23 protein-coding genes are annotated in these 23,512 nt (G+C 59.6%); 6 read left to right on the top strand and 17 right to left on the bottom strand.

Annotated features, from left to right (window positions below):
* Nucleotides 1–60: 60 nt before the first annotated feature.
* The 5 genes from WCA10_RS05150 to WCA10_RS05130 all read right to left on the bottom strand — a co-directional run bounded on the left by WCA10_RS05150 (nt 61) and on the right by WCA10_RS05130 (nt 8,247).
* A complete protein-coding gene (locus WCA10_RS05150) occupies nt 61–2,310 on the bottom strand; it encodes a beta-glucosidase (protein WP_472821431.1) in 2,250 nt (749 codons plus the stop codon).
* 105 nt (nt 2,311–2,415) lie between these two features.
* Entirely contained in the window at nt 2,416–4,140 is a 1,725-nt protein-coding gene (locus WCA10_RS05145) for an NAD-dependent malic enzyme (RefSeq protein ID WP_472821430.1), read from the bottom strand.
* Between the two features lie 213 nt (nt 4,141–4,353).
* Nucleotides 4,354–4,587 (bottom strand): hypothetical protein, encoded by a 234-nt coding sequence (locus WCA10_RS05140; RefSeq protein ID WP_472821429.1) that lies wholly within the window; start codon nt 4,585–4,587, stop codon nt 4,354–4,356.
* A gap of 295 nt (nt 4,588–4,882) precedes the next feature.
* The gene (locus WCA10_RS05135; protein ID WP_472821428.1) at nt 4,883–7,078 is read right to left on the bottom strand and encodes a beta-galactosidase; all 2,196 of its coding nucleotides are present in this window, start codon (nt 7,076–7,078) and stop codon (nt 4,883–4,885) included.
* Nucleotides 7,079–7,122: 44 nt separating this feature from the next.
* Nucleotides 7,123–8,247, bottom strand: coding sequence for a metallophosphoesterase (locus tag WCA10_RS05130; protein ID WP_472821427.1), 1,125 nt, complete (start codon nt 8,245–8,247; stop codon nt 7,123–7,125).
* 78 nt (nt 8,248–8,325) lie between these two features.
* On the opposite strand from WCA10_RS05130, the gene hemW reads away from it, so the two are divergent.
* Nucleotides 8,326–9,567: a radical SAM family heme chaperone HemW gene (gene hemW, locus WCA10_RS05125; RefSeq protein ID WP_472821426.1), complete on the top strand. Its 1,242-nt coding sequence runs from the start codon at nt 8,326–8,328 to the stop codon at nt 9,565–9,567.
* 21 nt (nt 9,568–9,588) lie between these two features.
* On the opposite strand, the gene WCA10_RS05120 is transcribed toward hemW, so the two are convergent.
* From WCA10_RS05120 to cutA, 5 genes are all read right to left on the bottom strand, one after another.
* Nucleotides 9,589–10,119, bottom strand: coding sequence for a GGDEF domain-containing protein (locus WCA10_RS05120; RefSeq protein ID WP_472821425.1), 531 nt, complete (start codon nt 10,117–10,119; stop codon nt 9,589–9,591).
* Between the two features lie 102 nt (nt 10,120–10,221).
* Nucleotides 10,222–11,094: a menaquinone biosynthesis family protein gene (locus tag WCA10_RS05115; protein ID WP_472821424.1), complete on the bottom strand. Its 873-nt coding sequence runs from the start codon at nt 11,092–11,094 to the stop codon at nt 10,222–10,224.
* Nucleotides 11,095–11,146: 52 nt separating this feature from the next.
* Nucleotides 11,147–11,755 carry a biotin transporter BioY gene (locus tag WCA10_RS05110; RefSeq protein ID WP_472821423.1) on the bottom strand — a complete coding sequence of 203 codons (609 nt, stop codon included), beginning with the start codon at nt 11,753–11,755 and terminating at the stop codon, nt 11,147–11,149.
* A 9-nt stretch (nt 11,756–11,764) separates the two neighbouring features.
* The gene (locus WCA10_RS05105) at nt 11,765–11,938 is read right to left on the bottom strand and encodes a hypothetical protein (RefSeq protein WP_472821422.1); all 174 of its coding nucleotides are present in this window, start codon (nt 11,936–11,938) and stop codon (nt 11,765–11,767) included.
* Nucleotides 11,939–12,029: 91 nt separating this feature from the next.
* Nucleotides 12,030–12,368: a divalent-cation tolerance protein CutA gene (gene cutA, locus WCA10_RS05100; RefSeq protein WP_472821421.1), complete on the bottom strand. Its 339-nt coding sequence runs from the start codon at nt 12,366–12,368 to the stop codon at nt 12,030–12,032.
* Between the two features lie 222 nt (nt 12,369–12,590).
* On the opposite strand from cutA, the gene WCA10_RS05095 reads away from it, so the two are divergent.
* Complete coding sequence (locus tag WCA10_RS05095) at nt 12,591–14,000, top strand: phosphoglucomutase/phosphomannomutase family protein (protein WP_472821420.1); 1,410 nt, start codon at nt 12,591–12,593, stop codon at nt 13,998–14,000.
* A 248-nt stretch (nt 14,001–14,248) separates the two neighbouring features.
* Entirely contained in the window at nt 14,249–14,659 is a 411-nt protein-coding gene (locus WCA10_RS05090) for an FtsB family cell division protein (RefSeq protein ID WP_472821419.1), read from the top strand.
* Here the strand turns inward: WCA10_RS05090 and WCA10_RS05085 are convergent.
* Together WCA10_RS05085 and WCA10_RS05080 are read right to left on the bottom strand one after the other, a co-directional pair.
* On the bottom strand, nt 14,656–15,462 hold the full coding sequence (locus WCA10_RS05085) for an alpha/beta hydrolase (protein WP_472821418.1): 807 nt from the start codon (nt 15,460–15,462) through the stop codon (nt 14,656–14,658). The two genes, WCA10_RS05090 and WCA10_RS05085, sit on opposite strands and share 4 nt — an antisense overlap.
* Before the next feature lie 88 nt (nt 15,463–15,550).
* On the bottom strand, nt 15,551–16,438 hold the full coding sequence (locus WCA10_RS05080) for an ROK family protein (RefSeq protein ID WP_472821417.1): 888 nt from the start codon (nt 16,436–16,438) through the stop codon (nt 15,551–15,553).
* 162 nt (nt 16,439–16,600) lie between these two features.
* Here WCA10_RS05080 and WCA10_RS05075 point away from each other — a divergent pair, with 162 nt between their 5' ends.
* Together WCA10_RS05075 and WCA10_RS05070 are read left to right on the top strand one after the other, a co-directional pair.
* The gene (locus tag WCA10_RS05075) at nt 16,601–17,473 is read left to right on the top strand and encodes a transporter (RefSeq protein ID WP_472821416.1); all 873 of its coding nucleotides are present in this window, start codon (nt 16,601–16,603) and stop codon (nt 17,471–17,473) included.
* Nucleotides 17,470–18,324, top strand: a complete 855-nt coding sequence (locus tag WCA10_RS05070; protein WP_472821415.1) for a DUF1003 domain-containing protein — start codon at nt 17,470–17,472, stop codon at nt 18,322–18,324. The genes WCA10_RS05075 and WCA10_RS05070 overlap by 4 nt, the downstream gene beginning before the upstream one ends.
* Here the strand turns inward: WCA10_RS05070 and WCA10_RS05065 are convergent.
* The gene (locus WCA10_RS05065) at nt 18,229–19,668 is read right to left on the bottom strand and encodes a carbohydrate porin (RefSeq protein WP_472821414.1); all 1,440 of its coding nucleotides are present in this window, start codon (nt 19,666–19,668) and stop codon (nt 18,229–18,231) included. The two genes, WCA10_RS05070 and WCA10_RS05065, sit on opposite strands and share 96 nt — an antisense overlap.
* Nucleotides 19,669–19,872: 204 nt before the next feature.
* Between WCA10_RS05065 and WCA10_RS05060 the strand changes: the two genes are divergently transcribed.
* Nucleotides 19,873–20,145 (top strand): metal/formaldehyde-sensitive transcriptional repressor, encoded by a 273-nt coding sequence (locus WCA10_RS05060; protein ID WP_472821413.1) that lies wholly within the window; start codon nt 19,873–19,875, stop codon nt 20,143–20,145.
* Between the two features lie 83 nt (nt 20,146–20,228).
* Here the strand turns inward: WCA10_RS05060 and WCA10_RS05055 are convergent, their stop codons facing one another.
* The 4 genes from WCA10_RS05055 to WCA10_RS05040 all read right to left on the bottom strand — a co-directional run.
* A complete protein-coding gene (locus WCA10_RS05055) occupies nt 20,229–21,539 on the bottom strand; it encodes a methyltransferase family protein (protein WP_472821412.1) in 1,311 nt (436 codons plus the stop codon).
* 99 nt (nt 21,540–21,638) lie between these two features.
* Entirely contained in the window at nt 21,639–22,451 is an 813-nt protein-coding gene (locus tag WCA10_RS05050; protein WP_472821411.1) for a hypothetical protein, read from the bottom strand.
* Nucleotides 22,448–23,155, bottom strand: coding sequence for a TetR/AcrR family transcriptional regulator (locus tag WCA10_RS05045; RefSeq protein ID WP_472821410.1), 708 nt, complete (start codon nt 23,153–23,155; stop codon nt 22,448–22,450). Before WCA10_RS05045 ends, WCA10_RS05050 begins: the two co-directional genes overlap by 4 nt.
* Before the next feature lie 164 nt (nt 23,156–23,319).
* Nucleotides 23,320–23,512 (bottom strand): hypothetical protein (locus tag WCA10_RS05040; RefSeq protein ID WP_472821409.1); only part of this gene is annotated, 193 nt, incomplete at its 5' end.

Raw genomic sequence — 23,512 nt, 5'->3', positions numbered from 1 at the left:
AAAAACGAACCGGCGGATTCGCAATGGCAAATCCGCCGGTCTCGTCAAACTCCGATGAGGTTATTTCAAGTTCACGGTCGTCTTCAGCGGCAGATTGTCAGACGATCCACCCACCATGATGGTGTACTCGCCTGGCAGCAGTGACCAGTCATCTTTCTGTTCGTCGAAGATCGACAGATACTTTGGATCCACCTCAACGGTTACGCCGCGTTTTTCGCCCGGGTTCAGCTTCACCTTCGTGAATCCGATAAGGCGCTTCGGCGGTTCCTGTGCGGCAGCGGGAAGAGCGGCGTAGACCTCGGCGACCTCTGAACCTTCGCGCGCACCGGCGTTGGCCAGCGTAAACGTCACCTTCACCTTATCTCCCGGCGTCACCTGCAAACCGGAGTAGCGATACGTGGTGTACGAAAGCCCGTAGCCGAACGGGAACAGCGGCTTCTTGTTCTCCGCGTCGTACCACTTGTAGCCAACCTTCACGCCCTCGTCATAGGTCATTTGAAATGGAGGCAAGCCCATCGCCCATTTCTCAGGCGAGGCAGGACCGGAAAAATGCGAGGACTCCGGCGGCGGCATCGTGATCGTGGGATGCGGCAGATCAGCCTCGCTCTTCGGGAACGTGTTGGGCAGCTTGCCGCTTGGATTCACGGTGCCGAACAACACGTTGCCCACGGCGTCCGCGCCATCGCTGCCGCCAAACCACGCTTCCATGATCGCGGCCGGCTTATCTACCCACGGCATCGTCACGGGGTTGCCTGTTTCAAGCACCACGATGGTGTGCGGATTCGCCGCAGCCACGGCCGAAATGATTGCGCCCTGGTCGTGAGGCAGCGTCAGGCTCTTCAGGTCCATGCCTTCGCTGGCCCACATATAGGCAAACACGATGGCCACGTCTGCGCCCTTGGCGGCGGCAGCAGCAGCCGCAGGGTCGGTGCCCGGGTCGTACTTCACGGTTGCATGCGGCGCGCGCGCCTGGATTGCTTTCAGAGGCGACGTCGGAAACCATGTTTCTTCCATCCAACGTGTCGCGCCCTGGCCCGGCGGCTTGATCGCGTTTCCGCCGATCGGGTCGACCTGCGCCGAGCCGCCGCCGGAGATCATGCCCACATCGGAGTGCGAACCGATCACCGCAATCGTCTTCAGCCGCGCCGCATTCAGCGGTAATTGAGCCTTCTCATTCTTCAGCAGAACGATGCCGCCTTCTTCAATCTTCCGTGCTGTCTCGAATCCCGCAAAGGGATCGATGACGCTGCGCTGACGTGGGTGGTCGATTACACCTGCCGCGAACATTGAGCGCAAAATCCGATGCACATGGTCGTTGAGTTCGCTCTCAGGAATCTTGCCGGCATCGAGCGCATCCTTGAATCGCTGCTCGTAAAAGAACCTGCCCGGCTGCTCGTTGTCGAGGCCCGCGGCCGACGCCTTCACATCGCTGTGCGTTCCACCCCAGTCAGAAAGCACGAAGCCCGGAAACTTCCAGTCCTTCTTCAGCACATCCGTGAGCAGCCACTTGTTCTCACACGCGAAGTCGCCGTTTACACGGTTATACGAGCACATCACCGCAGCGGGCTTGCCTTGTTCCACGCCGATTTCAAATGCCAGCAGATCGCTCTCGCGCGCTGCACGCTTGCTGATGTTGATATTCACTGAGTTGCGGCCGCTCTCCTGGTCATTGAGCGCATAGTGCTTGATGTCGCCGATCACGTTGGCGGACTGCGTCCCTTCGATAAGCCGTGCCACCAGCGTTCCCGCCAGCACTGGATCTTCGCCGAGATACTCAAACGTGCGGCCGTTGCGCGGATCGCGTGTAAGATTCACCCCACCGCCGAGCGACATGTTGAATCCCTGCGCGCGCAGTTCGCGGCCAATGAGCGCTCCATACTCGTAGGCTGCATCGGTGTCCCAGCTTGCGGCTGCGGCCACGTCCGCCGGCAGTGCCGTGGAGTAGCGTCCATTTACGCCGCTGGACCGCACGCCATACGCCGCGTCGCTCATGTCGATTCCCGGAATCCCGAGCCGCGGAACGCCCACTGCGTAGCCCACGCCGCGGTTCGACGCAGCATTCTCCGGCGTCACCGGCTCATCGGTCGGCATGCCCACGCCATGCAGCAGCGCAATCTTCTCGTCGACCGTCATCTCCTTGATCACAAGGTCGGCGCGCTCGTCGGGCGTGAGGCTCGTGTTCATCCACGGCCCGGTTGGATGTGGCTTGGGTTGCGGACGCTGCGCAAGGCTCGGAATCGCCATGCATGCAATGCACAACAGCAAAATCGCAGGGATATTCATCCCAAAACGCAGTGATGAGTGGCTCATGGTTTCCTCGTTGATAAAACGTTTAATCTTGGCCGCCCCCATACTATCAATAAAGGGCAGAGGCGCGCCCCCGCCCTCCGAGGGACGAGAATTCCCAAACGCCTGTCAGCCCTCGATGCGCTCGTACGGAATGTAAACAGGGTTCCACATATATGCACGAATACGATCGGGCAGGGAATTTGCATCGGTAATTGATGCAACCCCTTCAGCCATCGCCTGCCGCGCAACCGCCTCCGATACCACCAGCGCAACTTTACGTGATTCGCCAATTGGAGGCAGCAGCGGAGCGGTTTTGTCCTTTCGTGAGGGCGACAATCCCGCGAGAGCTCGCGCCGCGGCCATGATCATGCCGTCCGTCACACGCCGCGCTTCTGCGACAAGAATGCCCAATGCCAGCCCCGGAAAAATGAAGGAATTGTTCACTTGCGAAATGCGCACCGGTCTGCCTTCGACCTCGACTGGGGGGAACGGACTGCCCGTTCCCACCAAAGCGCGGCCTTTGGTCCAGAGCAACAGGTCTGCCGGAGTAGCCTCGGCCTGCGAGGTAGGGTTCGACATCGGAAAGACGATGGGCCTTTCCGTGTGCCGCGCCATCTCGCACACAATCTCCTCCGTGAATGCGCCGGCCTGTGTGGAAACCCCTGCCAGCACCGTTACCTTTGCATTGCGCACCACGTCGAGCAGCGATACATCCTCCCCACCCTCAAGGTGCCATCCGGCGATGTCCGCACGCTTCCGCACTAACGGCCGCTGGCTTTCCTTGATGCCGCGCGCACCGTCCACCAGCAATCCGTGGCGGTTGAACGCATAGACACGGCTGCGGGCCTGCTCCTCGCTCAACCCCTCTTCCTTCATCGCGGCAATCAGCAGATCGATAATGCCGATGCCCGCCGATCCCGCGCCATACATCGCGATCGTCTGCTGCGACAGCGGAACGCCCGTCGCGTTCACCGCGGCCAGCAGCGTCGCTGTGGTCACCGCGGCCGTTCCCTGGATGTCGTCGTTGAAAGTGCAGAGGCGGTCGCGATAGCGTTCCAGCAAACGCGCTGCATTGGCTCCGGCAAAGTCTTCCCACTGCAGCAGGATCTTCGGCCAACGCTTCTGCACTGCTGTTACGAACGCCTCGACAAAGTCGTCGTACTCCTGCCCGCGCACGCGATGGTGTTGCCAGCCGATATAGATCGGTTCATGCAGCAGCTTTTCGTTGTCGGTTCCCGCATCGAGCAGGATCGGCAGACAATGTTCCGGCGGTATGCCGCCCAGCGCGGTGTAGAGCGCCATTTTGCCGATGGGAATGCCCATGCCGCCCGCGCCCTGGTCGCCGAGGCCAAGGATGCGCTCTCCGTCGCTGACTACAATGCAGCGCACATTGTCATAGCGGGGATCGGCAAGGATCTGGTCGATTCTGTGTCTGTTGGGATAGCTGATGAAGAGTCCGCGCGGTCGCCGCCATATCTCTGAGAAGCGCTGGCACCCCTCGCCAACCGCGGGCGTATACACAATCGGCAGCAGCTCTTCGGTGTAGTGCTCGATCATCGAATAGAACAGCGTCTCATCGTTATCCTGCAGATCGCGCATGTTGCTGTATTTGCCGAAGGCGGTGTCGCGCGAATCGAGCACGCGCTTGCGCCGCAATCGCTGATCCTCAAGCGTACCGATGTGCGGAGGAAGCAGACCGTGCAAGCCGAAGATGTCGCGCTCCTGCTCGGTGAATGCCGTGCCCTTATTGAGGCGCGAGTTGAACAGCAGCTCGACGCCATGCAGGCTGGTGCGATTGACAGAAGTTTTATCGATAGAGTTGGCTGGAATAGATTGTGATTTTTCGCTCACGTGAGGTTCTCCGCTCCCTGACCGGCAATAGGTCTTTTCAGACGGACCCACCGATCATAGCCAATTGAGAACCACCTGCCTGTGACGTGTGCCCCACATGGTTTGCTCAAAACTTCAAAGGCCCACGCATCCCGGGGGAGAACGTGGGCCCTTTTTCAGATTCGAATTTTGCGAAACGCATCAGCTTCGTGCTGACGTCAACTCGCGCATGCTCTAGCGATTGCCACCGGATGAGCCCGAGCCGCCCGAATGCTGGCTGCCGCTGCCGGACTGATTCCCGCGGTTTTGCTCCTTGTTCATATCGTTCGGCTTATTTCCTTGATTCCCTTGCTGGGTCCCTTGCTGCGAGTGCTGGCCGGTGCCACTCTTCTGTTGTGAGGGATCCTGATCGCTGCGAGTATCGGTGCCGGAACCTTGTCCTTGCTGTGAGCCTTGTGTATTCGCCATTTTGAACTGCTCCTGTGGTCGCCGCGCTGCACCTCTTACGCGTACGTAACGCTGGCCTTCACTGGGATGCCTCGTTTTGACCCCGAGGTTGTCCGTTTTCGGGTTTCAGACGGCTGAACCATAATTATCGTAAGTGATTGAAAAAGCAATAGATATCCTGTGATTTTAAACCGCTTGCAATGCCGCTGAATGGTGCTAAAATGCGGCGGTGCCGCGCGCATCGGCGCCACCCCTCGCGAAAGCCTCCGGGCGCTTTCACGGCGCATCTTCGCCGTTTCTGCGCCCGGCGCGCCTTCTATTTCTCCTCAATAATTGCCAGGTCCCACGGTCCCAGCGCCAGCGAGTCGCTCTTTGACACCGGCCTTCCATCCAGCAGGTTTGTTCCCCCGCCGTACGCATAGTTCGCCTTCACCTCGCCGGCGGAGTAGTTGAAGTAGTAGTGCAACCGTTTGCCCATGCGATTCACGCCATGCGTTACGTGCACCGACGCGGGTTCCTGCTGATCGGGGCCGGTCAGGCCAGATTCTTCCAGGGCGCGTTTCAGAATTGCGGTCTGGAGCGCGTTGGAAAGGTACGTGCCCTCGTAGAGCAGGGTGCCCGCGCCGAACTGGTTCTCGGTGATCGCCGGCCACTTTCCGAAAAATGGATGGTCGTAATATGCCAGCGGCTTCGCATGCTCCGGCATCAGGAACTCCGCCCAGTAACTCACCTTGTTGCCGTCGCCCGCGTGAAATGGATCATCTTTCAACGCCAAGGGATGTTCGAGATTCGAGAACTCCTGGTAGCTGAATCCCGCCGCCTCGCGCAGCGGGCCCGGCGCGCGCACCCACCGTACAGCGGAGTTTTCGTTGGCGAATCCGCTCTTGAACGTCATCACCACGTGGCCGCCGCCCTTCACATAATCCGCGATTCGTTGGAGCAGCGCATCATCCGCGATGTAAAGCGCCGGAACAATCAGCAGCTTGTACGCCGAGAAATCCTTGGTCTCCGGAAATACGAAATCCGCGCCCACGTTCAGGTCGTAGAGGGACCGATGCAACTGCATCACCAGCGAAGTGTAGTCCGCTGTCGGACCGGCAAAACTCCACTGTGGTCCTGACGATGTGAACGGCATAAACTCGATCGCATTATCTGAGTCGCGGCTCCACAAGATCGCCACATCGTTATGGATATTCAGCCCCACAAGGTGCGGCCCGATCTTCTCCAGTTCATGTGCCGTGCGCGATACTTCTGCGTAGGCCCGATTCGGCTCCAGATCGTGCGATAGTACACCTTTCCAGTACGTCTCCTGGTTGGCCGGGATCGATGCCCAATGCCAGTACTCCACCATGTTGGCGCCATTCGATAAATGCGTGTACACGTCCTCGCGCAACTGTCCGTCGTACGGCGGATACTGGTGCGCCGAAGTCCAGTCCGTCGACTGCGCATTCGTCTCCGTCACCAGGAAATTCGCATGCTTCAGCGAACGCGAAAAGTCACCTTGAATCGCCTGTGTCGCGCCGTCGTAGTGATCCTGCGCGGCGAAGTGATAGATGTTGTCGGCGACAATGTCCAGCGACTCGGCGATGGCCTCTTCATTGACGTCGCGCTTCATCATGCTGCCGTAGTCCGTCGTAATGAACTGCTGCGCACCCGCGCATTCCCTGACCAACTCCGATTGCCAATGCAGAAAATCCGTCACCCGCATCTGGCTCCAGCGCGACCACTCCAGTTTGTAGCCCGTGCTCTGCGCACCGTTGCGCGTCGGCAGGTCTTCCCACGTGTGCAGATTTTCGCCCCAGTAGTTGAGAAACCACGCCTTGCTCAGTGCTTTCGGCGTCACGAACTTCTTCTCGAGATAGTGCTGGAACCCGATGAACACATCGCGATTCGCGGCGTCGTAGCTCGCGGTTTCGTTATCGAGCTGCCAACCGATCACGGTCGGATTGTCCTTGTAGTGCGCCACGATGTGCCGGATCAAGCGCTCCGCATAAAAGCGATACGCCGGCGAATCCGTATCCATGTTCTGCCGCATGCCGTACTGCGCGGGCTCGGTCGGGCCGCCGAAGTGGCCGCCGGAAATGCGATCGGCCAGGATCTCCGGATGCTCATGCGCCATCCATGCTGGAATGGAATACGTGGGCGTGCCGAGAATCACTTTGATGCCGGCCTTGCCCATCGCATCCACAACACGATCCATCCACGCATACTCGAAGCGGCCGTCCTCAGGCTCCCACAGGCTCCACGTCGACTCGCCCATGCGCACCACGTTCAAGCCGGCGGCCTTCATCATGGCGATATCTTTCTGGAGCCGCGCATCCCGATCGCCTGGCATGTACTCGTTGTAATAGGCTGCGCCATACAGCACCGTCGGAAATTCCAGCGTCTTCTGTGCCGGAGTCGGTGCATCGCTGTGCGCTTGTTGTGCAACCGCGGCAACCGCGAGAAGTGAAATCGAAGACAGCACGATAAGAAAGCGTTTGCTCGGAAAGTCCATAACCTTGCCTTTCAAAACAAAAAACATCCACTGGAAACGGAAGGACTATGAGAACACTCCTACGCAAAGGTGAGCAACACAATCTCAGAATGCGTACCCACCCGCATCGGCGGACCCCAGGTTCCCGCGCCGCTCGATGTGTACACCTGCATCTCGCCGAACCGCTGCAGGCCGTAGGTGAACTTGCCGAAGGCGCGCCGCGTGATGTAGTTGAATGGAAATATTTGCCCCCCACCATGCGTGTGGCCCGATAGCTGCAGGCTCACGCCGGCGTGCTCGGCAAGCGGCAGCCGATTGGGCACATGATTCAGCAGAATGCTCGCCGGCCCACCCTTCAGATTCAGCCCCTCAAGGAATGTCCGCATCTGCAGCGGGTAGGTTGAAGGCCCATACGCCACGCCCACGATGCGAACGCCGTCCACTTCGGCGCACTCGTTGTGCAGCACGCGAATCCCGCCTGATCGCAGGGCAGCTTCGTACTCTTCAGCTCCGCCAAACTCTTCGTGATTTCCACCGACAAAGTACATTCCCAGCGGAGGGTTCAACTCCAGAAGCGGCGCAATCACGCGAAGGGGATCGACCTTGCTGCCATCGAATAGATCTCCGGGGAGGAAGATGATTGCCGGATCCAGGTCCCGCACCATCGCCGCAATCCGCCGCGTAAAGGCATACCCGTTGATGTGCCCCAGGTGCAGATCGCTCACAAGCGCCGCTCGCCGTCCGCGCCAGCACTCCGGCAGATTCGGCAACTGCAGGGTGACCTTGCGTAACCGAATCATTCGCGCATTCACGACTCCATAGACAGCCGTCGCGATCGATATCGCTACCAGCGCTCCTGCAATGTACGGCCTGTCGGCGAGTCGCGTCGCTGCCGGTACGGCAACGCGCAGCACCAAATCGGCCAACCACGCGATGCCCGCGCCGACAAAAAGAAAATTTGCCAGCCCCATCCACAGCGCGCCAAACCAGTAGAAAGTCCGGACGGTCCGATTGCTGAATCGAAAGCTCAACAACGACGCGACTATAAACACAAACGAAAGCAGGACAAATGTGAATCGCAGTCCAAGTGTGGCCGGCGGGCTCATTGGCCACCAGAAATCAATCCATGTGCGATACATGAACCAATGGGCGATACACAGAAACGACTGGACAATGACGATGGCAAGAATCGGCCAGGCCTTCAAAAAAGCGTCTCCTTTGCATTACCGGCGTCAACCCCGAGCAGGCTGTGCCGTTCCCCGGAGGCATGAAAGAATCAGAATATGGCAGCACCCTCGAGCAAACAACTCGGCCTCTACATCTCGATCCCGTTCTGCCGCTCCAAGTGCACCTATTGCAACTTCGCTTCGGGCGTGTATCCGGCCGCCGAGCACGGTCGCTACATTCAGAGTCTTGTCGATGAGATGCGCGCCGCGCGCTCGTGGAGCGAAAACCTTGGCGCGTCGCTACCGTCTCGGCTCGATACTATCTACCTTGGCGGCGGAACGCCCAGCCTGCTCCCGCCCGATCTGATTGCCAAGCTCTTTGACGCCATTCGCGCCGAATTTGTCGTCGAACCCGACGCCGAGATTACGGTAGAGTGCGCCCCCGGCCAGCTTGCCGATGCCACCCTCGACGCATTTGCGCAAGCGGGCGTCAATCGCATCAGCCTCGGTGTTCAGTCCTTCATCGATCGCGAAGCGCATCAGAGCGGCCGACTCCACAGCCGGACAACTGTCCTCGACGACCTCAAGCGCCTTCGCTCGACCGGCATCACCAACCTCAACATCGACCTGATTGCCGGCCTTGCAGGCCAGACCTTCGCCTCCTGGCAGGAGTCGGTCGCAGTCCTGATCGAAACCGGCATCCCCCACGCCAGCATCTACATGCTCGAAGTGGACGACGAGTCGCGTCTCGGCCGCGAATTGATGGCCGGCGGCATCCGCTACCACGCGGAGCTCGTTCCAACCGACGACGCCATGGCCCGCATGTACGAGACCGCGATCGAGAGTCTTTTGGTCGCCGGTTTGCCTCAATACGAGATCTCGAACTTCGCCCGCCCGGGTTTTGAATCACGTCACAATCTGCGCTACTGGCGGCGCCGCCCCTACCTGGGGATCGGCCTCGACGCATCTTCGATGTTGCAGGCAACTCCGCGCTCACCGGAAATCAGGGAGTCCGGCTATGTCCTGCGATCCACCACGACCGCTGACCTCAGGCTGTATATGGATGCCCCTCAGCCGCCCGAAACCGCGTGGCTTTCGCCCGAGCGTCAGCACGAGGAGGCCTGGTTTCTCGGCCTTCGTCTGAACGGGGGAGTTTCTGTCTCCGCTCTGCGCAGACAATTCAGCAACCAGATGGTTGCTCATGCACTAGACACAGTCGAACTACTCGCCGAGCGCAGCCTGCTCACCTTCGATGGTGAAACCGTGCGGCTCACCCCCCACGGCCGCCTGCTCTCCAATGATGTCTTCCAGGAATTTCTGGAGATCGCGAACGCCCACGCATCTCTGACCGCAGGTTGAAATCCCCGACCATCGCACCCGCTACCAGTGAAGGTCTTCGCGCCCCAGCACAGGAATCAGGAAAGCGTTGGGATCATTTTCCGTGTCCGCCGCCATACACCGGATCGATCCCGGTCCGGCAGCCCGTGCTTCATGCAATGCGTCCCGCGCGTCCCGCAGAACCACAAATGGCGACCGGCCCCCGCTTGACGCAACCCCAAAGCAAGCCTTCACGCAAAGCTTCCCGCCGCCGGCCTGTACCGGCGCTGCGAAAACCTCATCGCGCAGCCGCTCAGCCAGTGTTTTTGCATACACGCCAGTGCATCCCGGCAGCGACAGGAGAAATTCGCCGTCCGCCCACTTGCCCACGGAGTCGTACCATCGCAGAATCCCTGTGATACGCCCCACGACGCTGCGTTCCACGCCATCGTAGCCAGCGTGCTCCAGTTCCCCTTCCGGTCTGTCCATCTCCGTAAATCCAACGGCAATCAGCGAAAGCGGCATCTTCAGGCGCTGCGCGCGGTCCGTATCGCAGAAAAGTGCCGACACAAGTTCATCCTGGCTCAAGAGCATGGCACGCCTCAATACCCAGTGCATCGGCTGGGATCAGCGAATCTTCAGAGTGTTTGCTGGATAAAGTTGTGAATTCCAATTACCGGTGCCGCTCGCTTGCCTTCAGTCGACGAACTCCACCTTCGGCGTAATCGGAATGATTCCGCGCTCGTGTCCCATCTCCAGCAGCTTGCGAATGGCCTCGCGTCCGTCCGGCCCGTAGTCCAGCGTCCGCTCGTTCACATACATGCTCACAAACCGGCTCGCCAGGCTGGTATCCAGATCGCGCGCAAACTGCATCGCGTACTCCAGCGCCTGCTCCCGATGATCGAGCGCGTGCTGGATACTGTCCCGCAGCGCCTTCGAGATGATTTTGTGGGACTCCGCTCCCAGCGAGCGGCGAATTGCATTCCCGCCAAGCGGCAGCACCAGCTTCGTCGTCTCGCGCCACCACACGCCCAGATCGATAATCTTGTGAAGCCCGCTGCGGCCGTATGTCAGCTGTCCTTCGTGAATAATCAGCCCAGCCTCGTATTTGCCCGCGAGCACTTCGGGAATGATCTGGTCGAACGGCACAACCTCCGTCTCGATCTCCGGATTGAAGATTTTCAGTGCCAGAAAAGCCGTAGTCATTGTCCCCGGAATGGCCACCTTCACGCGCTTCAGGTCGTCCTGCGACATGGGCTTCATCGCCACGACCATCGGCCCGTATCCTTCGCCAACGCTGCCGCCGCAGCCCATCAGCGCATAGTTCTCCTGCACATACGGATAGGCGTGGAAGCTGATCGCAGAGACGTCGTAGAACGCTTCGTCCTGCGCCTTCCGATTCAGTGTTTCGATATCGCACAGCGTGTGCGTGAATTTATATCCCGGCACGCGAATTTTATTTGTCGCCAGGCCATAAAACATGAAAGCGTCATCCGAATCGGGGCTGTGTGCAATCGAGATCTCCCGGATCGAATTCAAAACTGCAGTTTCAGAATGCTTGGTGCTCACTGAGACGAGAGTCCTTTCAACGAAAAACAATCCCCTTGGGGAGTGAGTTCAACTAACGGTTGCGCCGCGCCCGATTCAGTCCCTTGGCAATCGCCGCCGCGGCCACGACTTTCAGTGCGTCTCCCGGCAGAAAGGGAAGCACGGCCAGCGCGAATCCCGTCTTCACCGAACTCGACGACCCGCCCCCGTGCGTCCACACCATCAGCCACAAAAACCCGCACAGCAGAATCGCCGCATCGCCCGCCGCCGCGCTCATCAGTGCAGCCGAATATCCACGCCTGCTGCGCCGCCACAAGTAACTGACCAGCGCCGCCGCAGCAGGATAGGCCATCAGGTATCCGCCCGTCGGTCCCAGCAGGTGCGCCACGCCCGCGCCGAAGGCCAGGCCCGGCGCGAAGACCGGTAGCCCCGCGGCGCCCTCAAGCAGATATACGCCCAGCGTCGCCGCCGCCAGCCGCGGCGCCAGCAACATTCCCAGCAGCAACACAGCAAAAGGCTGCAGCGTCAGCGGAACCGGCGTAAAACCCAACTCCAGCGCGACGTGCGAACAGACCGCAACCAGCACGCTGCCTGCCAGCATTACGCCGGCAGCACGCAACCCGTTCGATACGCCAGAACTGGCAATCTCTGAAGCCAGCGGCTTCGCAATTCCGTTTTCCACGTTTGTTCCTTAACTTTCTGACTCCAGGTCGGATGCTTCAGCCGTTCCCACTACGGCGGCATCCCCCTCAGACGAGGTGTGTTTCAGTCTTGCACGTTGTCGCCGGATGTGGCGCGCCGTTCCCGCAGCCGCCGCCAGCAGCCCTGCAACCGAAAACAGAAGTGCGATGATCAGCCAGCGCATCACAGCCGAAGCTCAGAATACCAGATGCGCGAATCATCCTGGCACCCACACGACCGACCGCAGGGCAGGATTGTTGTCCGACGCCGGATTGCTACCTGGGCTGGGCCAGTGATCCGGCTAACCAGTCAAGGTAGAGCTTCGTTCCCATCTCCACGGGGATCACGAGGAACTCCGGCACCCGGTAGCTGTGCAACTCGCGCATGCGCGCTTCCAATGCCTCGAGCTTTTCCGCGCTCGTCTTCAGCATCACCATGGTTTCCGGAGCGGAGTGGATGTGGTCCTTCCAGTAATAAATCGACTGGACAACCGGCAGCAGCGTGGCGCATGCAACCAGCCGCTCTTCCACCAGCGTGCGGCCCAGCTTGTTGGCTTCATCCAGAGTACTTTCCGTAGTCAGCACAATCCGTGCCTGCGGGTTCGATTCGAGCATTTCGTTCTCCCCGCGTCCAGTGTACGAAGCGAGACCCAACATCCCATCACAATTTTCATGGCCCGAATCAAAGTCGCCGATTGGCCCCTGCCAATGTTGCTCCCCTTTCAAATACATTCCTTAACTTGCCGACTTCGCCCCTATGTTGCAGTATGTTCCTTGCGGATTGTGCATCCTATTTCATAGATTCTGCGGAGCAACAGCCGCTTGAGGAGAACGACGATGAGTTCCGTCATTAAATTCGGCACCTCCGGTTGGAGGGCCATCGTTGCCGACGAATTTACGCTGGCCAACATTCGCCTCGCCATTGCTGGCATTGCCGCATACGTCAAGACCCAGCCCGAGCCCCACCGCGTTCTCGTCGGTCGCGACCCGCGCTTCCTTGGCGAAAGCTTTGTCGCCGAAGCCGCCCGGATCCTCGCCGGCGCCGGCATCACCCCCATCGTCATTCCCGATGCCGCACCTACCCCGGCCATCGCCTACGCCGTCCGCGCGCTCAAGACATCCGGCGCCATCAACTTCACCGCCTCCCACAATCCGCCGGAGTACAACGGCATCAAGTTCTCCACCCACGACGGCGCGCCAGCCTTGCCTGAAGTAACAAAGCAAATCGAAGCCGCGATCAACGCCCTCAACCCTGCCGATCCCGTCATTCCAAAACGCGAAGCTCCGGAGGGGGGATTTGAGACGGCTGACGTCAAGCCTGGCTTTCTCCACCGCCTCGGCGAACTCGTTGACCTCAAGACCATCGCCGCCTCTCACATCAAGGTCGTCTTCGACCCCTTCTGGGGAGCAGGTCGCGGCTACAGTTGCCACATTCTGCGCCAAGCAGGTGTCGAAGTCGAAACGGTCCACGACTATCGCGATGTCCTCTTTGGCGGACACGCCCCTGAGCCCGACGACCACCTCCTCGGCGACTGCAGGAAGAAGATGAAGGAATTTGGCGCGAAGATCGGCATCGCGACGGATGGAGATGCGGACCGCTTCGGCATCGTGGACGAAGACGGTACCTTCATCCAGCCCAACTACGTCATCGCCCTGCTCTTCGACTATCTCGTCGAAACCCGCGGCTGGAAGAATGGCGTGGCCAAAAGCGTCGCGACCACCAACCTCATCAACGCGCTCGCCGAATACCACAAGGTGCCGCTCTTCGAGACGCCCGTCGGCTTCAAGTACATCGGCGAACTCATCATCGCCGACAAGATCGCCATCGGCGGCGAAGAGTCCGCCGGCCTTACCATCCGCGGCCATGTGCCGGAAAAGGACGGCATCATCGCCGGCCTGCTGGTCACCGAGATGGTTGCCGCGCGCAAGAAGAGCCTCGGCCGCCAGCTCAAAGAACTGTTTGTCAAGGTTGGTTCCTTCTATCCCGTTCGCGAGAACTTCCGCTTGACCCCCGAACGCAAAGCCGCGTTCACTGAAGAGTTGAAGAAGGATCCAACCGAGCTCGGCGGGCGCAAGGTCACCAGCGTCGTGCGCACCGACGGTCTCAAACTGATCCTCGACGACGGCTCATGGGTGTGTTTCCGCCTCTCCGGCACCGAGCCGGTGGTGCGGGCCTACACCGAGGCGCGCGACGAGAAAGACATGGTCGCGCTCCGCTCCGCCGCTGAAAAATTCGTGCAAGGTTAGTTGAAGATTCATTCGCACGTTATCGATCGCGGTTTTGTAACAGGGCACGACTTTAGTCGTGCCGGGAGTTCCACAAGTTGAAAGTGTCATCCTGAGCGCACGGGGCCCCAAAACGTTTTCTTCAGTTTGGGGGTGGTAAGCGAAGGATCTGCTTCTCAGGTTAGCGTCAGGGCACGACTTCAGTCGTGCCGCAAAACCAGGGATAGAAGTTCGGGGCTTCAGCCCCTGCAGAGCTCCACCGAGGCCGAATGCAGCAGCCCAATCTGTTCAGTGAAAACAAGGAAGCGGCCAACGAGCCGCTTCCATTTCGTCAGCGCGTCATTGAATGGGTGCAGCATGGCTGGCGTCCAGCCGGCACGCTCTTTGCCGTTGCTCTCGCACTCCTCTTTGCATGGAGCGTGATCAACGGCCACCACGGCCTGTCCTCGTGGTACCAGCAGCGCACCCAGGAGAAGCAGCTCAAGAAAGAAATCCAGGACCTGCAGCAGGAGAACGCTCACCTGCGCGATCATGTCGACCGGCTTAAGAGCGATCCCAACGCCATCGAACACGAAGCCCGCGAGAAGCTCCACTACGCCAAACCCGGCGAGGTCATTTACACTCTCCCACCCGATTCGCAGACTCAGACGCCCGTCCAGCCCGCTGCCGGCAGCCGCTAGTTTGCCCGATGGCGAATCCAATTCAAGCTCAGCGGCGCGAACGCGTCGAACGCATCGTTATGCCCCAGATTCGGGAGCGAGTGATATTCCTTGGGTTCATTTGCCAACAAGTAAAGTCTTTGTCCCTGTGAAGGAGGAACGACCTGATCCAGGGCGCCATTCACGATGAGCACGGGCAAATGAATGGACTTGATCTTGTGTTGGTTATCAAACCGGTCCAGAGCTAGATAGCTGGACGGAAAGAACGGAAAATCGATCTGCGCCAGATTCGGAATCGACAGATATGGCGCCAGCAGCATCAGTCCGCCGACATGGAATTCGGTTGCCATTTGTACGGCCGCGCCTGTCCCCAGCGAATGCCCATACAGAATGATGTGTCTGCTGTCTATACCCTCGCTGATTAAGTACTGAATAAAAGCGCGCCCATCGTTGTAGAGACCGGTTTCCGTCGGTTTCCCCGGTAAGCCGCTGTAACCCCGATACTCAGCGAGCAGGAAGCCATAACCTTCCGCAATGTAAGGATCGGCAATCGGTGCGGCAGTCTTCAGGCTGTCTGCGTTCCCATGAAAGAAGACGATCGTAAATGCCTTCGTGGTTGCAGGCGCGTACCAGCCTTTCAGTTCAACTCCATCGCGCGTTTTTACTTCAATTTCTTTGAAGGCACGGTTCGCGTTTGCATCGGCGAGCCGAGTGTAGGCATGGGTAGGGTAGTACAAAAGACTTCGTTGAAATGCGAAGAAGCACGCCAATGCTATGAGGTACAAAGCGACGGCGAAAGCAGCGGAGATCTTCAGCAGTCTCACAAAATCACCTTGCCTGCCCCAATCAGGAATTCCAGGATATGTCGATGCTTATGCCCCGTTAAAGGCGTTGTCCGGGGGCTGCACTCGCTTATGTTTCCGCACCGAACCACGCTACGCCCGCCCCCGCCAGCGGCGCATTGTCCCCCAGTTCGGCGATCCGCACTTCGAAATTCGTATCCGCGAGTTCCTTCCGGGTCTCCTCCAGAAACAGATACGCCGACCGCGAGATTCCGCCGCCCAGCACCACCACATCCGGAGCAAAATCCTTGAGCAGCTTCTTCAGCGCCACGCCGAGATTCCTGCCGAACTCCTTGAAGACCTCGATCGAGTCAGGCTCGCCGCCCGTCGCGTAGTGAGCAATCGAAGCTACCTCGCGCTCCTGTCCCGTGCGTTCCTTGTAGGCCCGCTGAAGTGCGCGCGTTGAAATCTGATCCTCCACAATGCCGCCCTCGTAGGGCACGTTCCAGATTTCCCCGCCTGGCGGAACACCCTTACCCTCCGTCACCACATGCCCGTCCACCGCAAATCCCGAACCCACACCCGTCCCAAGTGTGAAGCAGACCACGCGCTGTACGCCCCGCGCCGCGCCCGCACCCACTTCGCCGAGCAGATACGCTGCAGCGTCATTTAAAAACCGCACCTGGCTCGCATTCCATCCGAACCGCGCCGCCAGCGCTTCGCTCACATTCACGCCATACAGGTAAGGCAGCTTGTGCTCCATCCAGCTGATGCCCTTGGCGTAGTCGAAAGGTCCCGGCATCGCCAGTTCCGCACCCTGTACCCCTGCTACGCCCTCTGATGCCCTCACGCCCAGCGCATGCAGCACCTCGACGAAGGCCTCGCTGGTCTGTTCCTCCGGCAGATTGGCCCGCACCACCGAGCCCAGCCTGAATCCTTCTTTGAAGCAGACGGCCGCGGAGATGTGGCTGCCTCCCACGTCATATACCAGCACACACGGTTCGATCAGGGCGCTCACTTCCCACCTCGCTTCGGAATCAACAACATTGTACGGGCGCAACCGTCTCTCCACCGCTCACGGCGCCACCCTCGGATATCGACGCCTTGATCAACCAGGCGCTTTTAACACCGCATTGATATTGCATGCGAATTGAATCCGGGTATAGTGAACAGCAACTGCATGCATCGAGCAACGCGGCTTCTCCTACCCTTAATCTGGATTGTCGCCTGTGGGCCGCTGCTCGCGCAGATGCCGTTCTACACGGATAACGCCGACGTTACCGACCAGGGCACTCTTCACTTCGAAATCTACAACGAGCTCGACGGTCTTCAGTCTGCGCAATATCCTGATCTCCGCCAGAACACGACAAACTTCAAAGTCAACTACGGCCTTCCGCATAACCTCGAACTCGACTTCGATATCCCGTATCTCGCCATCAACCGCGCATCCGGCTCGCAGGACTCCTCCGGGAATGGTGATGCCGACATGGGCATTAAGTGGAACTTCTCGAAAGCTCCCCGGCCGCGCTGGATCCCGGCCCTCTCCGCCAGCTTCTATATGGAATTCCCAACCGGCGACGAAACCCAGGGGCTCGGTTCCGGCCTCGCTGACTACTGGCTCAACACGATTCTGCAAGAGCCCTTTTCCGACAAGACCCGTCTCGTTTTCAACTTCGGATACCTCTTCGCCGGCAACACCAGCACAGGCGTCCTCGGAATCCAGACCACGCGCGGCCACGTCTACACCGGCGGGCTCTCGATGCAGCACGACTTTACCTCCCGCCTCACCCTCGGCGCAGAGCTTTACGGCGGAGTGGCCGACAAAAACGGTCTCGGCAAAAATCAGCTCCAGGCACTCGCAGGTGGCGCGTATGCAATCAACAACCGCATGAGCTTCACTTTCGCTGCTCTTGGCGGAGCTCACATCGCGAGTCCCAAAATTGGCTGCCAATTTGGATACGAAGTGGATTTTCCGCTTCGACATGCACCCGACCCACCGCAGTCCGCCCTCAACCAGACTTCATCAACATCCTCGAATCGGAGATCACCATGACCTGCAAACCCGAACTGCTCAAGAGTGTTCCTCTCTTTTCCCTTTTGGATGACGAAGAGACAGCCGTCCTCGCCAGCCAGGTCGATGTCAAATCTTTCGCAGCGCGCGAGCGCATCTACAAAGCCGGCGATCCGGGCATGGCCTACGTCATGGTTTCAGGCAGAGTCCGCGTCACCACCGTCGACGAAGACGCGCAGGAAGTGGTCGTGGATGAGCCCGGGCATGGCGAGTTTTTCGGCTTTGCTTCAATGCTGGAACAGTCGCCCCATCAAACCAACGCCTCCGCCCTCGAAGACTCCACCTGCCTCGAGATCTCCCGCGATGACATTTCCACGCTTCTCGAGCAAAAGCCCCTCGCCGGTATGGACCTGCTCACCACGCTGGGCCACCAGTATCACGCCGCTCATCAACTCGTAAGACTGCGCGTGACCCGCAATCCCAACGAGATCATCGAAAGGGAAATGACCACGGGAGAGCGAATCGCGGATGCGGTTGCCAGCTTTGGCGGCTCGTGGACCTTCATCATTACGTTTGCCGTCGTCCTCATCGTGTACACAATGGTGAACGTCATCCTGGACAGGAAAGCGTGGGATCCCTACCCGTTCATCCTCCTCAACCTGTTCCTGTCCATGCTCGCCGCCATCCAGGCGCCCGTCATCATGATGAGCCAGAATCGCCAGGACACCAAAGACCGTCTCCGCGGCGAACTCGACTTCGACGTCAATCGCCGCGCCGAATCCGAGATCCAGGGACTCTCACGAAAATTGAATGCGCTCGATGAGCATCTCGACGATCTCACCAACCTGCTGCGCGCGAAAGCTGCACCCGCGCTCGATCCCGGACCGCGTTAGAAATCCACGTGCGTCCGCACCGCACCCACCCACGCCGGCCCACGATCGCGGTTGTACCCCGGGTCGTCGATTTCCGTCGCCCAGCAGAAATCCGAGCCCGCCTAATCTGAGATAGTTTTGGTGATCGCGCTTGATTGCATTCGACACCACCGCAATCGCCACCTTGTCCTGCGGCCTGTGCCAGCGGTCTCCCGCATAATCCGCGCCCGCCTCCACCGTCTGATCCACCTCGGTGTAGGCAAACGATTCGTGCTGGCCCTCATTCCATCCAAACCGCCCGAAGACGCGCAAACTCGATGTCAGCTCCTGCTCCGTGTTGTAGCCAAATCCGTATTTGAGGGCGCCAAAATGCTCATGTGCCGTGATGGCCGGCGTCGCATCTGTCCCGTTCAAATACGCCTGCACCGCCTCGCGATACGTCCCCATATGTGCGCGATTCGCGTAGAACAGCACCCGCGTCACGCCCTTCCGCTGCGGAACCCAGTTTTCGCGCAGCTCAAATTCACCGTTCTGCGCATGCGCCCGGCTGAATGCCCAGTCCATGTCGATGCCGTTGGCGACCGTCGGCATGGCAAACAGACCATAACGCAGACTCCACGCGCGATCGTCGTACTCCGCCATGCCGCCCACGGTATACCCGCGCGTGTCCGCCGCGTAGTCCCATGCGCCGTTGTCGTCCACCGTCCAGTTCATGAACTGCAGATGGCTGTCCGAACCCTCCGAGTTCACATCGAAGAAATCCGGCAGCGTCATCTTGCCGGCGCGCAACTCCACGCGCCGCTCCGGCACCGTCGACGCCGGCGCGAAGAAGTTCGCCTCCTGGCTCGTCGTTCGGCTCGTTAGCCCGATGACCTGGTGAATCTGGTAGCGCGCGATATACGGCGTCGAACCAAGATTCGGATTCCGCACCACGTCAAGGTTGGTGAATCCCGCCAGACCCAATGCCTGGCTCAGGCCGCGCCCCGCCGCCGATTCGAGATCGAAGATGAAGTCCGTATTGAAACGCGTTGAACGATTCCTGCGCAGCGCCGTATACAACGTCCCCACCATCGACGTCTTGTACTCCGCCGAATTGCGAAAGCTGTTCGTCCCCTGGTACAGCGAGTGGAAGGGAAGCCGCCCCTGAAAGATGATGTTCGCCTGCCCTGAAACCCAGTACCGTGCGTCCTCGGGATGAGGAAACATCGTCAGCAGTGGCGTCTCCGGTTGAACCTCCGGCGGCTTCCTGGCGTCGGCATTCCTCCCTGTAGTCGGAGATGCGCTCTGCCCGGAAAAATCCGCTGGAGTGGCCGCGTTCGCCGGACTCCGATGTGAAGGCTCCGGCACAGAGGGCAGTGCATCCATGGATTTCAGAGTCTGCGCGAGGGAAGAGTCCCCGGCAAACGAAAACGATAGGCATATCAACAGGTATGAATAAGTGCGGCGATAACGGAGGTGGAACATAGCGACCTTTCATGGAAGCATTGGCGCTAGAATAGAGAAGAGCTGAGTATACCCCGATATGGTTTATACTATACCCCGTATGGGTATATAACAAGGAGACATTTCATGTCCCTGCATGAGCGCGAGAAAGTGAAACTGGTCCAGCGCGTACGTCGCCTGCGCGGCCAACTCGATGCCGTCGAACGCCTCGTCGGCGAGGACGAAGACTGTGGCGGCCAATTGATGCTGCTAGCCGCGGTGCGCGGCGGCGTCAACGGCCTGATGGGCGAGATCATGGAGACGCACATTCGTTTCCACCTCGTCGACGGAGCCAAGGAGCAGATCGCCCCCGAACTCGCCGAGGACCTCATCGACCTGGTGCGTGCTTATCTGAAGTAACCCCGCATCGATCCTAGTCGCTCTGTCTCCACAGCGCCCGGAGCATCTGCTTTCATGCTAGAAGCTGCCCAGTGCGGCCAGTGTTAACGTTCGGTTGATTCGGATACCGGACAAGATATCTTTGCCGCCGGAATCCGCGGCCCGAGTCCACTCGCATCCATCACCACCTGCACAAACTGCCACGCCAGCGGCAGTCGCAACGCGATTCCCGCAACCGCCCAGCCCAGGTTCAGATGTTCCAAAGCGCGTCCCATCGCGCGAACACCTTCCACGCTCGCCGTGCCATCGCCCGGCACATACCGCAAGCGCCGTATGGAGCCATACGGCAATGACTCCGCCGCCAGAATATCGAGCCCCACCGGATTCCGTGTCGCAATCCAGCGCCATACTTCGCTGCACGGACCGCAGCTCGCCGCCATGTACAGCCGCGCTGGTTCCCCCGCGTGGTACGGCCTCCGCTGCGGCATCCAGTTCCGCACCGCTTCGCGGTAGGTCCGCCATGACTTGCCAAAGCGCCGCTGCATGTCTTCGCTTTCGTCCCAGTTCGCGATCCCCGCGCTATAGATGGCTGAGACCGCCGCCGACAGCAGAAGCCATCCATTGCGCAACAACGCCGCCCAGGCCAGCAACACAACCGTGCACGACAGCGCCATCGGGTTCGCACAATAGCGATAGATTCCGCTTGTCACCAGTCGCACCGGCGGATCGAAAGGGATCGGCGTTCCGTCTCCGCGCTCGGCAAACTCCATCGCGGCTCCTACTCCCGGCAGCGCCAGCACCGCAATCAGCTGCAGCGCAATCTGCCGCTCCCACCCCGGAAATGCCAGCGGTGGCTCCCATCCCCGGCCCGGCCGCGCCGCGAATGCAATCTCAGGCAGCAGATATAAGAACACGCCTCCGCTGGTTACAATCTGCATCCACACTCGCAAACGCAGATGCGCGTTCTGCTGTGTCCAGCGAGCAATGCACAACGCGGGCGCCAGCACGAGTGCGGCCGCAACCGTCTCCCCAATCAGCCAACGCGGGCCAAGCACCACCACGGGGTGGCATAGCGGCATCACCAGAACGTCGAGCGCCGCCATCGTGGCAACACTCAAGACCAATGGCAGTCGCAGCAACGCAATCTGCGGAAGAACGCCCCACGCAATCGTCCAACCGATATATAGCTCAAGCGGCATCCCCGAAAACCACGCGCTGCCATCGGCAAAGCTCCACCATCCCGCAGCGCCGTTCAACTTCTGCAAGAGCAGCAGCGCCGGTGCAGTCCACAAAAAACTCAATAGGCATGCGGGAAACATCCTCGGCGGTCTTCTTCCCCATACCAGCCCGGCGATGCACGAGAGCACAAGAGGGAAGTAGAGTGCGCCTGCGCCGATCGTCTCCGAGCGCGTCATCTTGGCTCTCCCGCATTCGCGTCGATCAGGTATCCCGCTGCCTGGCGAACCGCTCCGCGCTCCCATGGCGTGAAGTACCAGGCCGGATCGAGCTGCCGTTCAAAGTGAATCCGCCACGTCACGCGCGTGTGACTCGCATCCACAGGCGTCCACTCCACCTCCGACGCATTCCAGCGAATCCACTGCGTCAGCTTGCTGCCATCGCTTGCTGTTTCGAAGCGCGCGAACCCCGGTCGACGCTCCGCGATCCGCATTACCAGCCAGCCCGCCGGATCGCCCTCCGCGCCGGAAAACAGAATTGCTCGTTGCGCTCCAACACCGAGCCCGCGTCCTTTCGCATCCAGCGGATGGGGAAATCCGATCCTCAGGAATCCCGGCAAGCGCATGCCGATCCCGCGGGCTCTCCGCGAGTGCCTCCTCGACCCGGGAGGCTGGCGAATCCACAATCTTCGTCACCTCGACCGTTTGCCCGCGGCTGGGCGTAAGCTGCGGAACCACGCCTTCCAGGCAAAGCGGCAGCAGCAGAATCACCATGCAGCTCAGCGTCTCCCCGCGACGAGCTTTTCTCTTCGCAATGTCTACCGGGATTCCGATCAGCAACCCGACAACATAAAACAGAGGCGCCGCCATCAGGATGCACAAGTATCCTTCGCCAAGCAACGGAGCGATGACCAGCAGTGCAAGCGTGATCCCCTTCACGATGCCGCCCGTCACCGTTTTCGTCCTGGGAGTCAGGGCCAGCACCACGGCCAGTACCGCCGGAACGCCGATGAACATCGCCGCGCTGTGCAGATACCGCATCCCCATCAGGTAACGGTAGAGCACCGATCCGCAGATTGCCGCAACGACGAACGCCACCACCCACCACTGTGCCGGTTCAATCCTGGATTTCTTCTCTTCCGGTTCAGTCATCCTTCCTCCTTGCCTCGTGCCCATCGGTTTTCCGGTAGCAATTCGGCTTCGCGCAGCAGAGTCAGAACTTTCGTTCGCACCGGCCTCAATATGGTGAACTTGGCCAGCGCCAGGAGTTTCAGTGTCAGATCGAGCGCGCCATCCGCCATCCTTCGCGTTCTTCGCTGGCCCTCGGTCTCGTCATACAAAAACATCACCAGAAGTCCCATCTGCAGCGCCCACAGCGAAATCGCCAGCAGCTGCCGCAGATCGCGCGGCATGCGCTCGGTCTCAATCGCCCGCTCAAATACTGCGATGGCCCGTCGCCGGATCTCCGCCGTTCCTTCACCGAGGCATGACAAAGGGTGTCGTGGTTCACCTGTGTAACGGAAGACCACCCCAAGCAGGTTGCGGTCGTCCCTGGCGAGGTCGAGCTTTGCGTGCATCGCCGCCGCAATCCGCGCCTTCAGATCGTGCTTTTTTGCAAACACCTGCTCGCAAATCCTCTCTTGCGCCGCCTGGATCTCTTCGTAGTACGCCTGGATGATGGCTTCCTTGCTGGGAAAGTAGTAGTAAGCCGCGCTCTTCACCACGTCCGCCCGCTCGGCGATCTGCTGCATCGTGGTTGCATCGAAGCCCCTCTCGCGAAACAGCACCAGGGCAGTCTCGAAGATGTGACGCCGCGTCTGCTCGCCCTTGCCCGTTGCAGGATCATTTTTGACCATGGTCAAATCCTGCGTCAGGATTGAGTCGCCGTCAAGGAAAAATTGAACAAGTTCAAATATTGATTTGTACGGCGCAAGCGTGGAGATATCTATAGCAACAGAACATCGACTAGCTGGGCGCCCACCTCGAACGGTCCATCCTCAAAATGTCAAGAGCATTTCTTTCAAGGATTTTTCAAAGCTTTCAGATAGAGGACTTTGCAACTGCCGCCGTTTTGCAGGTAATTTCCCCTGAATGTTGCACAATGAGATTGTCTGACTTCGATGCGCGGAGCCGGAAGGATGAATCCAAACTTCATCAGCAGCCCAGGTGCTTTCCAACTCGCCCGGTCGAGCAGATGAGCGTCGCTATAAGTC

This window comes from Occallatibacter sp. (assembly GCF_049582745.1).
In the GTDB taxonomy this organism is placed as follows: Bacteria; Acidobacteriota; Terriglobia; order Terriglobales; family Acidobacteriaceae; genus Telmatobacter.
The sequence above is the reverse complement of the archived record's forward strand: the minus strand, read 5'-3'. Positions and strand labels throughout refer to the sequence as shown.